At 37.8% G+C, this 11,091-nt stretch carries 15 protein-coding genes, 3 tRNA genes and 1 pseudogene; 8 read left to right on the top strand and 11 right to left on the bottom strand.

The window, feature by feature from the left end:
- Positions 1–122: 122 nt before the first annotated feature.
- From JQC92_RS18865 to JQC92_RS18850, 4 genes and pseudogenes are all read right to left on the bottom strand, one after another.
- Positions 123–503: pseudogene (locus JQC92_RS18865) on the bottom strand (DUF3083 family protein); the annotation flags it as partial.
- Positions 504–615: 112 nt separating this feature from the next.
- Entirely contained in the window at positions 616–984 is a 369-nt protein-coding gene (locus tag JQC92_RS18860) for a hypothetical protein (protein WP_205001097.1), read from the bottom strand.
- A 294-nt stretch (positions 985–1,278) separates the two neighbouring features.
- Complete coding sequence (locus tag JQC92_RS18855; RefSeq protein WP_205001096.1) at positions 1,279–1,476, bottom strand: hypothetical protein; 198 nt, start codon at positions 1,474–1,476, stop codon at positions 1,279–1,281.
- A 1-nt stretch (position 1,477) separates the two neighbouring features.
- Positions 1,478–2,002, bottom strand: coding sequence for a GNAT family N-acetyltransferase (locus JQC92_RS18850; protein ID WP_205001095.1), 525 nt, complete (start codon positions 2,000–2,002; stop codon positions 1,478–1,480).
- A gap of 111 nt (positions 2,003–2,113) precedes the next feature.
- Here JQC92_RS18850 and JQC92_RS22755 point away from each other — a divergent pair, with 111 nt between their 5' ends.
- Entirely contained in the window at positions 2,114–2,224 is a 111-nt protein-coding gene (locus tag JQC92_RS22755; protein WP_239480643.1) for a PIG-X/PBN1 family protein, read from the top strand.
- Between the two features lie 21 nt (positions 2,225–2,245).
- On the opposite strand, the gene JQC92_RS18845 is transcribed toward JQC92_RS22755, so the two are convergent.
- The 3 genes from JQC92_RS18845 to queC form a co-directional block, all read right to left on the bottom strand.
- A complete protein-coding gene (locus tag JQC92_RS18845) occupies positions 2,246–3,226 on the bottom strand; it encodes a hypothetical protein (RefSeq protein ID WP_205001094.1) in 981 nt (326 codons plus the stop codon).
- Between the two features lie 66 nt (positions 3,227–3,292).
- Entirely contained in the window at positions 3,293–3,907 is a 615-nt protein-coding gene (rrtA, locus tag JQC92_RS18840) for a rhombosortase (RefSeq protein ID WP_338049532.1), read from the bottom strand.
- On the bottom strand, positions 3,891–4,589 hold the full coding sequence (queC, locus tag JQC92_RS18835) for a 7-cyano-7-deazaguanine synthase QueC (RefSeq protein ID WP_205001093.1): 699 nt from the start codon (positions 4,587–4,589) through the stop codon (positions 3,891–3,893). The genes rrtA and queC overlap by 17 nt, the downstream gene beginning before the upstream one ends.
- A 183-nt stretch (positions 4,590–4,772) precedes the next feature.
- Between queC and queE the strand changes: the two genes are divergently transcribed.
- From queE to JQC92_RS18815, 4 genes are all read left to right on the top strand, one after another.
- Positions 4,773–5,441 carry a 7-carboxy-7-deazaguanine synthase QueE gene (gene queE, locus JQC92_RS18830; protein ID WP_205001092.1) on the top strand — a complete coding sequence of 223 codons (669 nt, stop codon included), beginning with the start codon at positions 4,773–4,775 and terminating at the stop codon, positions 5,439–5,441.
- Between the two features lie 142 nt (positions 5,442–5,583).
- On the top strand, positions 5,584–5,850 hold the full coding sequence (locus JQC92_RS18825) for a hypothetical protein (protein ID WP_205001091.1): 267 nt from the start codon (positions 5,584–5,586) through the stop codon (positions 5,848–5,850).
- Between the two features lie 29 nt (positions 5,851–5,879).
- Positions 5,880–6,245 carry a hypothetical protein gene (locus JQC92_RS18820; RefSeq protein ID WP_205001090.1) on the top strand — a complete coding sequence of 122 codons (366 nt, stop codon included), beginning with the start codon at positions 5,880–5,882 and terminating at the stop codon, positions 6,243–6,245.
- Positions 6,246–6,316: 71 nt separating this feature from the next.
- The gene (locus JQC92_RS18815; protein ID WP_205001089.1) at positions 6,317–6,688 is read left to right on the top strand and encodes a hypothetical protein; all 372 of its coding nucleotides are present in this window, start codon (positions 6,317–6,319) and stop codon (positions 6,686–6,688) included.
- On the opposite strand, the gene JQC92_RS18810 is transcribed toward JQC92_RS18815, so the two are convergent.
- The 4 genes from JQC92_RS18810 to JQC92_RS18795 all read right to left on the bottom strand — a co-directional run bounded on the left by JQC92_RS18810 (position 6,676) and on the right by JQC92_RS18795 (position 8,123).
- A complete protein-coding gene (locus JQC92_RS18810) occupies positions 6,676–7,731 on the bottom strand; it encodes a PLP-dependent cysteine synthase family protein (protein ID WP_205001088.1) in 1,056 nt (351 codons plus the stop codon). The two genes, JQC92_RS18815 and JQC92_RS18810, sit on opposite strands and share 13 nt — an antisense overlap.
- Positions 7,732–7,813: 82 nt before the next feature.
- Positions 7,814–7,898 (bottom strand) — tRNA-Tyr (locus JQC92_RS18805).
- Between the two features lie 24 nt (positions 7,899–7,922).
- Positions 7,923–8,007 (bottom strand) — tRNA-Tyr (locus JQC92_RS18800).
- Positions 8,008–8,038: 31 nt separating this feature from the next.
- Positions 8,039–8,123 (bottom strand) — tRNA-Tyr (locus JQC92_RS18795).
- 124 nt (positions 8,124–8,247) lie between these two features.
- On the opposite strand from JQC92_RS18795, the gene JQC92_RS18790 reads away from it, so the two are divergent.
- From JQC92_RS18790 to JQC92_RS18780, 3 genes are all read left to right on the top strand, one after another.
- Positions 8,248–8,727 (top strand): VC2046/SO_2500 family protein, encoded by a 480-nt coding sequence (locus JQC92_RS18790; protein ID WP_205001087.1) that lies wholly within the window; start codon positions 8,248–8,250, stop codon positions 8,725–8,727.
- Positions 8,728–9,057: 330 nt separating this feature from the next.
- The gene (locus JQC92_RS18785) at positions 9,058–9,351 is read left to right on the top strand and encodes a DUF406 family protein (protein ID WP_205001086.1); all 294 of its coding nucleotides are present in this window, start codon (positions 9,058–9,060) and stop codon (positions 9,349–9,351) included.
- A gap of 78 nt (positions 9,352–9,429) precedes the next feature.
- Positions 9,430–11,007 (top strand): diguanylate cyclase domain-containing protein, encoded by a 1,578-nt coding sequence (locus tag JQC92_RS18780; RefSeq protein WP_205001085.1) that lies wholly within the window; start codon positions 9,430–9,432, stop codon positions 11,005–11,007.
- Positions 11,008–11,091: the final 84 nt, after the last annotated feature.

Here is an 11,091-nt window from a genome sequence, read left to right as displayed (position 1 = left end):
CTGTTGACCATTGGTTATGATGATAAATTGACATGATTTGCTGTTTTGTATAAGGAGTTTCTTGATCAGATCAACGGATTTACAATAAGTTCAATTTATCTCAAATTTGTGTAGAAGAGTCAGGAGTTAGCCCTTAAATCATCACCAGTTGCAAGTAAAACAATTCTAATCTTTCTTGGTTGGTAATCTTTTTCTACGAATAGGTTCTGAGCCTCATGATATTCGGGGTTGTAGAAAAAGATAATCTGTTCTTGGGTTTGGAATTGATAAGCCTCTGTGTGATATCGAACAATTGGAAGCTTGTCATTGGCAATAATCTGGCAATTATATAATTCTTGTTCTTCTGACAATCGAAAAATGTCATTACTTAGATTATGGTATAACGCATCAAGATTATCGTAGTGTTTAATGAGTTCAGGCGTAACTTTAATGTCAGCAGTAATGTATTGATTAGATCGAGCACTCGTCGGTATATAAACCCGATGTTTATGGCTGATAGGCATGTGGCTTTCCTTGATTCATTGTATTGCCAAAAGTGCTCGCATCTTAACAGTTATAAAAATCCAAAATTTGATCTAGGTTGGGTTTCTGTTGTCAATTTGACACTCCCCTTATTTATGAGCGTCCGTGGCACGATATACAAGCGCGGTTTTTCATATTTGTCATATCAAATGTTGCTAGTTTATAAAGCCCGTCTTTTGCAAATCGATTTAAAAACTCATCCTTGTTCTTTAAATCATTAAGTACTTCATCTTTAAGTGGCCAATCCATAAAAGAGTTCGCTTGTCTTGATAAATTTAGGTAGTGAAGAGCTTTGTCTTTGTCGCCTATTCTTGCGTATGATTCAGCATATAAAAAATTCAGGGGCGCTCTTGCAAATGGAGCATGTAAAGTATTGTGATTACAAAAATCTAAATCACTTGAGCAACCGTAATCTTCGAAAAGTTGCATTGCTTTTTGGGGGATACCTGTTGCCATTGGCATGTCAGTTTACCAATTGCTTTAAAAGTAACAAATATGTGATTTTCTGTACGTTCAATATCAATAAATAAGCCGTGTTCAGACATGTGGTGTCCCTTAATTGGAATTTAAAGTGACCAAAGTAATCGGAAAACTATTATTAGTAAAGTAAACCGATATTGATAGGGTTTCCCCAGCTTTGAATGGTTGAGAAAACGGAGCAGGTTTAACTTTGTTTCCATCAGCTAATGTTGCCAATAAGTGTCTCTGATTTAGCGTTCTGTTTCCACTTGCTGAATTGTTGATGGTTAATAACACTCAGCGCTGGCCGTCTTCTGAACTCATTGGGATCGCACTTTTGATTTCAAAATCGCTTTTTTGAGCGGTGATGTTATTCGGATTAGCAAAGTTGAATTGGATATTTGCCGTGAGCTGCCTATCTATCGTTAATGGCTCTTGAGTATAAATGGACGTAGAAAATATAAGTGTAAAAATTGAAATGCAATACCGGCTCATTTTATTCACCACTAAACTCAGTTTGATTACTAAACAACATGATTTCTTCGTCTTCTTCATCGAGCGTGATTGGCTTAATATAACGAAGCCCTATTTTTTTTAATAAAGTTTGAGACGCAACATTAGTTTTAGACGTGATCCCTAAAATGGGTGATAACTTTAGATTTAATTCCGCATATTGCATTAACGCTCGTGAAGATTCGTAACCATAACCTTTGCCCATAAACTGAGGTAAAAATGCGAAACCAATATCGGTATGTGGCAGTGTCTCTCTGTTAACGAAACCATTCATACCGACAATGGCGTCATCTTCCTTTCTAATTATTGCAAATAAACCATAGCCGTGTAACTGATAACTTTTAATAAGTTTATCGGCAAGAAAATTCTCGGCACAACTCTTTGTCTTAATGTTTCGATCGCCAATATTTTGTATGTACTCGTTTGTATTCATTAACTCAAAAATAAAATCGGCATCAGTCAATGTAAATTCTCGAATATACAGTCGGTCCGTTTCAATGATGAACATCACACACTCCTAGTGTAAAGGCATGTTTTTATGACAGTTATCACAAATATTTATAGCTCAGATAAATGTCAACTATACTCAAATAATCATGAATGATAAATAGGAAGGACTATGCAGCATTTTTTCATTTGGGTATTAGTAGGGACGTATATAGTGTCTATTGCAATTTTTGCTTGGGTCGCATGGAAAGACAGTAAGCAAGAGCGAAATCACTCTGCTTGAGCTGTATTAGATGTAGCTTTCTTAAGCCTCATCAGTATCTGTTTGAGGCTGGTTTTCATAAAAATAATCCAATAACCGTTTATAATAAGGAGAGCTCTCGGTAAATTTAGCAAGTTGCTCAACCTCTGATAAGTGCTTTGTGGAATCATTAGCTTTTGCCAAGTGGGCGATTTTATCATCCATACCACCAAAAAACTGTAATTTCACCGATGGTATATCATGCAGAGCACACATTTTTGCCAACCCCTCTATGTCACTTTCATTATCATCTACGATAATAATCTGATCGAAAGTATATTTTGAGTTCAATAGAAACTCATTCAGCCGTGGAGCCTTTCGAAGACATTCTTTCATTGGTTTTAGCGCTTCGAATAGGGAAGCATCTATATCAGTTAGTGCGAATTTACTTTCAAAGTAAAACTCATGTGTATTAGTAATCAACACATACTTCATTTCAGAATGAAGTGTTTTTCCTTTAGTGAGTTGTTCATTTAAGTCTTCTTCAATAAGTGCGATGTCATATTCACAAGCCTCAGCTTCGTATTCGGTATAGTCGCAAATGAGTGTAAAATCGAAGTCGAATACTATCAAAGGTTTTTTACCTGTAACGTGTGGCCATATATCACCGACTTTAAAAACTGTTTCGTACGCAACTTGAGTTGGTAGAGGGGTATCGTACTCTTCGAGTTGTGAAGCAACATATTTTTGGATGTTACTGTCATTAAAAAATAGGCTTTTAATCTGCTTTTCTGGCTCATCGCTATTATGAAATTTAAAGATTGAAAGATGATTATCTGTTTGCGTATTATCTATCAAGGGCTCAATTCGAAAGGTCTTTTGTGTACTATCTGCAACAGTTAAAGAAAATGTTAACTCTTTCCAGTTACTACCTAGATCAGAAGTAAAACGATTAAAATCGAGTTTATTCCAATTCAGTACAGGGACTGTATTTTCAGCCCATATAAATTCGAATTGAGGGGTAGAGGATAAGGCTGAAGCCATACACAGTCCTAAAAGAAATATGCATGTATTTTTGCACAAAAGGGATTTTGATGTGATTATTTATAATTAATGTTTTAGGCGCTTTCGACCATGTTGAAGGCAAACAAACAAAAGAGCAATTATGACTCCAATAATAACTCCTGTTAAATGTGATTCAGTAGCAACTCGAGTGCCTATCATTTGCGTAACTTCTGCACTAGCGCCATAAAGTTGCTCGTGTGTCACTTTTGCAACAACACCTGCAAGTAATAGCCAACCTGATTTGAATTTAAATCTGATGTCACAAATTGCCCCGAATGTGAAAAGGGCATGTAGCATGCCGGATAAACCAACATATGCCACTAATTTTGGTGAAAACAAATATAGACCAATCCCCTCTAGTAAACAAAAAAGCCAAAATAAAAGCCATATCTGCTTTCTTGTGTAGTGCATGGCATGAATGGATAGGATTACCCAGAGACCTGCTAGATTGAGTAATAAATGCCAAATATTGGAATGAAGCAAATTTCCTGTTATGAGTTGCCAATACATTCCAGATGTAATGAGTTCTCTATCGTAAGCTAGGTAATGGTCGACAGCAGAGGTATAGTCGTTAAGTAAAAAGAGTAGGGAGGAGATCAACGTGATCCCCACACCTAAACTAAATGTTTTTCCGAAGTATTTGTTAATCCAATTCTGCACGAGATTTATTTTCCAGAGAATCCATTACTGCTGATTTATTATTTAAATATTCATTAAGTCCGTTTGATCTTAAGGCACATGCAGGGCAGTCACCACAGCCATCACCAACGATGCCGTTATAGCAAGTGAGTGTTTCATAACGAACTGTTTCAAGCTCTTGATACTTGTCAGCTAAAGCCCAAGTTTCTGCCTTATTAAGCCACATTAAAGGTGTTTTGATGGTGAGTGGATATCCCATGCCCAGTTTCAATGCCGAATCCATTGCTTTAACGAAGTCATCTCGACAATCGGGGTAGCCAGAAAAGTCTGTTTCACACACACCTGTAATCACCGTCTTTGCCCCAAGCTGATAGGCGTATATGCCTGCTAGAGTCAAAAACAAGATGTTCCTGCCTGGTACAAAAGTATTAGGTAAACCGTTATCCATAAGAGTATGTGATACAGGAATAGAGTCTCTGGTTAAAGCGGAGATTGCCAGTTCATTAAGTAGAGAAACATCCATAATCTTGTGACTAGCGATAGTAAACTTTTTAGCCAGCAATTTTGCTCTTTCTATTTCATCACTGTGTCGTTGACCATAATCAAAGGTGATTGCATGAACTTCATCATACTCTGCTAAGGCTTGAACTAAACAAGTTGTAGAATCTTGGCCACCACTGAAAACAATTACTACTTTAGACATAATTTCTTTACAATTAGGTTAATTGGGTTAGTAGTTTAGCTCAGTCACTGTGTAATGAAAACCGTTGATAATTTGATAGCCATAGAATTTAATTAAACTTGAAAGAGATCACGTCTTAACGAGTTGCAGATTCTGATAAAATCTACTATAAATGCAACCCGTTTTTATTTTCAGGTTTTTTATATGCAATATCCGATAAATGAGGTCTTTGAAACGATTCAAGGAGAAGGTAGCCATACAGGCATTCCTGCGATTTTCGTTCGTTTACAAGGCTGCCCAGTTGGATGCAGTTGGTGTGATACTCAGCAAACATGGGACGTGTTATCTGAAAATAAAGTCGAAAAAGAGCTAGTTATTCAAGTTGATGGTGCCTTAGGCCGATGGGCTGAGCATGATGCAACAAGCTTGATTAATGCATTCGAACGAAAGGGGTTCACGGCAAAATTGATAGTGATTACTGGTGGAGAGCCTTGTATTCATGATTTAACCGAACTTACAACAAAGCTCAATGAGGTCGGATACTTAACTCAGATCGAAACTAGCGGAACGTTTGAAGTTCTTTGTAGCGCAGAAACCTACGTTACTGTTTCACCTAAAATCAATATGAAAGGTGGCTATAACGTTTTGCAACAAGCATTAAATAGGGCAAACGAAATCAAACATCCCATTGCCAAGCAAAGTCATATTGATGAGCTGGATGAACTCTTAGGTAACACCGATCTCAAAAATAAAACGGTTTGCTTGCAACCCATTAGTCAAAAACCAAGGGCAACTGAATTAGCAATGAGAGTGTGCATTGAGCGAAATTGGCGTTTGTCTGTTCAAACGCATAAATATTTAAATATTGACTGATCTTAAAATTTACGACCTAGTTTTACCACTTGCTCGTATAAATCATTTCTTATCGATATAGCGACCATTTTCATTTTTCTATTCTTAGAGTAGGTTAATCCCTTGAAGGGTAGAAAAATGTCTTTAAGCATTAATTCAAGCAATGCTGCAAATGGTTCACAGGTTTTTAAACCTGGCAAAAATAAACCTCAAAGTAACAATTCCTCAGTTAGTTGCGGATACTCATGGAGTAAAGAAAGGTGCTCAAAAACTTCAGATGAGTATTGCAGATTTGGTGAGCGCAATTTCAGTTGCAGTTGCAGTTGCAGTTGCAGTTGCAAGTGCAGGTGAACAATTGACTGGTAATACCAGTTGCAACAAGAATCTTCGTTTTAACAATATCGTATTTTTTTTGAGCGCCTATAGTTAAGTTAAGCCAAAAATTGAGAGGTAGAAATTATGACTAGTGTAAGCTCAGCAAGCAATGCAAGTACTTCAACAGTAAATAATGTTGATGCTCCAAGCAAAAACGATAGTGTTGATATATCAAATGCAATGGACAACGTAGCGAAGAAAAATGACAAGTTAAAAAAAGAAATTGAAGCTTTATTACAATTTATGACGATGCTTCTTGAAGTTTCAAAAGATCAAAAGAAAGATATGTCTTTAACTGGCAAAGCGAATGCAAATGCTGCGAAGCATGCAGCGGTTAAAGGCGCTAAAGGTTCACAAGATCTTCAAAGTGAAATGGGCAGCCTTATTAAAGGATTGATGCAAGCATTTTCAGGTATGAATTCAGGTAGTGCTCCTTCAGCAAAAGGCTAATCTCAGAACTTCTCCAATTAAGCCAGTTTCAGGTAAATCTGGCTTAATTTATTTATGGTAGGAGAAAAATAATGTGTAATTTCACACTGGTATCAAACACAATAAATTTTCAGCAGAAATACGAATTAAGCAATGGTTACAGCACTTATATCATTAATTACATTGATACATATAAATTCATTGTCGCTGAGAAGTCCACGCAGTGCGAGTTGCACAGCTTGTTACTCTTCGTTGCCAGTGCTAACAATAGCTCACTATTGCCGCACACCGTCGCCTTGATTAATAAGTTGTGCATTCTCGCTGAGAAGTCCACGCAGTGCGAGTTGCACAGCTTGTTACTCTTCGTTGCCAGTGCTAACAATAGCTCACTATTGCCGCACACCGTCGCCTTGATTAATAAGTTGTGCATTCTCGCTGAAATCGAGCATCTTCAGGTATCATAATGGTATATATCGTTTAAGAAATAATTAAACTCTTCTAATTCACCCACGTTCTCTTCAATCCAAGTCGTGTTGTAATACGTATCTAAATAACGATTTCCTGAGTCACAAAGCAAGGTAACAATAGAGCCTTTCTCACCTTTGTCTCTCATTTCAATGGCAAGTTGTAATGCACCGTACAAATTAGTACCTGTAGATGCTCCAGCTTTTCTTCCTATGAGCTTCTCTAACCAGTGGATTGTAGCAATAGAAGCTGCGTCAGGCACTTTCCGCATCTCATTTATTACACCACAGATGAAAGATGGTTCAGGTCTTGGTCGTCCAATACCTTCAATTTTACTGCCAGAACAGCATGTGAGGGATTTATCTTTAGAGTGAAAGTAATCAAAAAAAACTGAATTTTCAGGATCAACGACCATCAATTGAGTATCCAAGCATTGATAACGAATAAAGCGGCCGATGGTTGCTGAAGTACCGCCAGTACCAGGGCTCATGACAATCCAGTTGGGAATCGGGTGAGGCTCTTTTTTCATTTGTGAGAAGATCGATTCAGCAATATTGTTATTACCACGCCAATCGGTAGCTCTCTCAGCGTAAGTGAATTGATCCATGTAGTGACCGTTCAGTTTTTTAGCTAATCGTTCTGACTCGGCATAAATCTCACTAGAGTGATCAACAAAGTGACATTCACCACCGTAGAACTCGATTTGCTCGACTTTTCTTTTTGCTGTTGAATTTGGCATGACGGCGATGAATCTCAGGCCAAGTAATCGAGCAAAGTAAGCTTCTGATACCGCAGTGCTTCCTGAAGATGACTCAATAATTGCTGTGTTTTCTTTAATCCAGCCATTACAGAGCGCATAAAGAAATAGAGAACGTGCTAATCGATGTTTTAAGCTACCAGTCGGGTGAGTACTTTCATCTTTAAGATATAAATCAATCCCAGTTAAGGATGGAATATCAAGTTTGATTAAATGTGTATCAGCACTTCGTTGAAAGTCTGCATCAATTTTTTTTATGGCGTTATTAACCCACTCACTACTCATATAGTAAAATCCATCCACTCAGAATGGGCAAAAGAATATAAGAAATTGTGCGGTAAATATAGAGAAATTTAAACTTAAAAGATGGTGGAGGGAGAAGGATTCGAACCTTCGAAGGCAGAGCCGTCAGATTTACAGTCTGATCCCTTTGGCCACTCGGGAACCCCTCCATCTTGGAGATATTGAATGAAAAATGGTGGAGGGAGAAGGATTCGAACCTTCGAAGGCGGAGCCGTCAGATTTACAGTCTGATCCCTTTGGCCACTCGGGAACCCCTCCGGTGCATTTTTATTCAATTTTTGTCGCAAAATGGTGGAGGGAGAAGGATTCGAACCTTCGAAGGCGGAGCCGTCAGATTTACAGTCTGATCCCTTTGGCCACTCGGGAACCCCTCCTCAATTTGCGGCGGCAATAGTAGTCAGATTTTAGAACCATGTAAAGAAAGAATTTAAAAAAAATTAAAGTAATCGATTTGTTTGCCGATAAATTGATTAGAAGTGGTTGTTTTGTTGGTTTTTTATGCAAATTGAGCGAGTGTTAAAAAATGAACTCGATATTGGTTTATCGCTAAATAAAGCGGCTGAAACTAATCGTCGCGGTGACTTTGCACTCATTTTAGCTTTGCTTTCACAAGATGTGCGAGATATGGCTCAGTTTGAATTAATAAACGGTATTGATCTCAGAGTCCACTTCGAACTTCATCATGAAGCTCGTTTGGAAGAAAACCTCTCAACTGAAAGTGGATCAAAAGAACATAGTGAGGTCTTTCACACACAAGGCCACATCGAATTCCGCTTACGAGAGTCTTTGAACCCTGAACCGCTTGTTTTCAGAGGCGAAGTACCTTCACCAATTCAAAGAGTCTTGGAAAATTGCGATTTACTTACAATTAATCGATACAAAAATATTGAAGAAGTTAAACCTAAAAACATGAAACTTGCCTTTATAGATCAACTTCAACAGCAAAGAACGATGGCAAAGTTGATTCAGACGGCGTGATCTAAATCAGGAATTCGGAATCCGCATTTAAATATACCCATGATACTTAAAGATGCATGTTTCAGGATTTTTTCAGCGCCAATTCTTTGAGGCGCATTAGCGAAGGAATATCGGGATTCTTTCGAGCTAATGTAACAAAGAAGAATTGGCGATGAGAAGTCCACGCAGTGCGAGTTGCACAGCTTGTTACTCTTCGTTGCCAGTGCTAACAATAGCTCACTATTGCCGCACACTGTCGCCTTGATTAACAAGTTGTGCATTCTCGCTGAAATCGAGCATCTTCGGGTATCATGGGTATATAATGTGTCAAACTTGGTTCTGGGTATGAAAATGAAAGCGATTAAAGAAGCACAAAATTTAGACATCAATGATAACTGCACCACGTGTGGTTCGACACTGGACATTGGTGCAGTGATAAATGAAGAAGATAACGTATTAGAAATAAAATTAGATTTAACAGAGCAAGCAGAGTTAGAAGTAATATCACTGGTAAGTGAAGCTCAGAAACAATTTGAAACAGTAAAATACACCATCGATAAAAGCGAACACAGCTTGATTTTAAAGCTTGAGTTCGACGTTGCCGTTGAAAAAATGCTCTTTCAAATTCAGAAGTTAGGACTTTAATTACTGTTTCGAGTATTCTGCTCAATCAAAATAAAAAGAATAAACATTGTTGCCATTAGGCACATGTAAGGGAATTACGTGACGCACCGTAAGTATCAACACATTGTTGAATCAATTGTGAATTCTAAGTCCAAAAAAAATGGTGACTTTACAAAAACGTCAGAATTCGCAACTGAGTTACTCTTAAATAATCTGAATCTGACTGCCGTCAGCGTTTGGTTATTAACACAAGAACAAGATCGCTTTGAACTGGTAGCAAATCAGGGGCCGCTTTCGAATTTACGGAGTGACAATACTGTAGAGTGTAATGTTTATCCTGAGTACTTAGAGCTTCTTAAAAATAGTAGGCACATCGATGTTAACGATGCTAAAGCTGATCACCGTGTCAATGAAATTCGTAAAACTTATCTAGAACCCTTCGATATAGCTTCACTCTTAGATGTACCGATTAGAATCAATGGGCGTTTAGAAGGCGTGTTGAATCTTGAAAGAGCACATGAGCAAAGGAATTGGAGTGATAGTGAAATATATATCGCTTGTCAGGTAGCGGATCAGCTTGCCCTTACTCTTGCTACACACAATAGCTATGAGCAAAACGAACTTCTGACCTTATTCAAATGCGCAGCCGAACAGTCTGATCAAGTTACAATGATCGTGAATTTACATTCGGAAAACGTAGAGTTTGTAAATGATGCTTACGGAAAAAGAACCGGTCAGAAAGCTATAGACTTTATTGGTCAGCCTGTTTGGGATTTGTTCTTATTTAAGCAAAAACCAGAATATGGTCGAAAACAGCTTGAGCGAGTGACTTTAGGCCAAACTGTTTCCGATGAAGTTGAGCTAAAAAGGCCCGACGGTAAAAGTTTGTGGATTCGATACAGCTGTTCACCTTTTATTACTTCCCGTGGTAATCACTTTGCATTAATGACCAGTGAAGATTGCACTGAGGAACACAGATACCAAGAAGAGTTAGAAGTTAGAGCGTGGAGATGTGCTTTAACTGGATTATATAATCGAGCTCACTTTAATAAGGAGCTTGCAGTTACTAATAATGGGTATTTATTTCTCATTGATCTTGTTGGATTTAAAAATTTCAATGACACCTATGGCCATGAAAAAGGTGATGCATTACTTCAAGAAATGGCCAGAAGACTCCGTCATTTAGCTGAAATTCATAAAGCAAAGGAAATTGCGCGAGTAGGAAGTGATGAGTTTGGAATGCTTATTAATGATTTAAAAGATGAAAGCATTGAATCTTTTACTGATAAACTTTATCAACATTTAAGAGCGCCTGCACAAATCCACCGAGATACCATTGAGCCTAAACCAGCTATTGCTGTTGTTGATATTATCTCAGTTGTTGAGCTGGTTTCTCCATTAACGAGTGCAGATATTGCGCTACAAATAGCGAAAAAAAAACAGGGTAAAACAATTCAAGTATTCAACCATACGATGTTGAATGCCTTCAAAGAAGATACTGAAATTGAACGCGATTTACATACCGCAGTTCGAAATCGACAGCTTGAACTTTATTATCAGCCATTAAGAAATTTAAAAACGGGTGAGTATACTGGTGCTGAAGCGCTAATTCGTTGGCATCACCCAAAAAAAGGCGTGTTATACCTGACTCTTCTACACAAATATTATGGAAATTGAACTTATTATCGTTTCGTTGATCTGATCAGTAAATTACACTAGATAAGGCAACGCATCATGTCAATTTTCAACCAAGATCTATGG

The organism is Parashewanella hymeniacidonis, assembly GCF_016900895.1.
GTDB lineage: Bacteria > Pseudomonadota > Gammaproteobacteria > Enterobacterales > Shewanellaceae > Parashewanella > Parashewanella hymeniacidonis.
Note: the sequence above shows the minus strand (reverse complement) of the source record. Positions and strands in the feature narration are given on the sequence as shown.

Bases quoted from the DNA above. Each gene is read 5' to 3' on its own strand.
- JQC92_RS18860 (WP_205001097.1), bottom strand. From the start codon at position 984: ATGCCAATGGCAACAGGTATCCCCCAAAAAGCAATGCAACTTTTCGAA.
- JQC92_RS18855 (WP_205001096.1), bottom strand. From the start codon at position 1,476: ATGAGCCGGTATTGCATTTCAATTTTTACACTTATATTTTCTACGTCC.
- JQC92_RS18850 (WP_205001095.1), bottom strand. From the start codon at position 2,002: ATGTTCATCATTGAAACGGACCGACTGTATATTCGAGAATTTACATTG.
- JQC92_RS22755 (WP_239480643.1), top strand. From the start codon at position 2,114: ATGCAGCATTTTTTCATTTGGGTATTAGTAGGGACGTATATAGTGTCT.
- JQC92_RS18845 (WP_205001094.1), bottom strand. From the start codon at position 3,226: ATGGCTTCAGCCTTATCCTCTACCCCTCAATTCGAATTTATATGGGCT.
- queC (WP_205001093.1), bottom strand. From the start codon at position 4,589: ATGTCTAAAGTAGTAATTGTTTTCAGTGGTGGCCAAGATTCTACAACT.
- queE (WP_205001092.1), top strand. From the start codon at position 4,773: ATGCAATATCCGATAAATGAGGTCTTTGAAACGATTCAAGGAGAAGGT.
- JQC92_RS18825 (WP_205001091.1), top strand. From the start codon at position 5,584: ATGCTGCAAATGGTTCACAGGTTTTTAAACCTGGCAAAAATAAACCTC.
- JQC92_RS18820 (WP_205001090.1), top strand. From the start codon at position 5,880: ATGACTAGTGTAAGCTCAGCAAGCAATGCAAGTACTTCAACAGTAAAT.
- JQC92_RS18815 (WP_205001089.1), top strand. From the start codon at position 6,317: ATGTGTAATTTCACACTGGTATCAAACACAATAAATTTTCAGCAGAAA.
- JQC92_RS18810 (WP_205001088.1), bottom strand. From the start codon at position 7,731: ATGAGTAGTGAGTGGGTTAATAACGCCATAAAAAAAATTGATGCAGAC.
- JQC92_RS18790 (WP_205001087.1), top strand. From the start codon at position 8,248: ATGCAAATTGAGCGAGTGTTAAAAAATGAACTCGATATTGGTTTATCG.
- JQC92_RS18785 (WP_205001086.1), top strand. From the start codon at position 9,058: ATGAAAGCGATTAAAGAAGCACAAAATTTAGACATCAATGATAACTGC.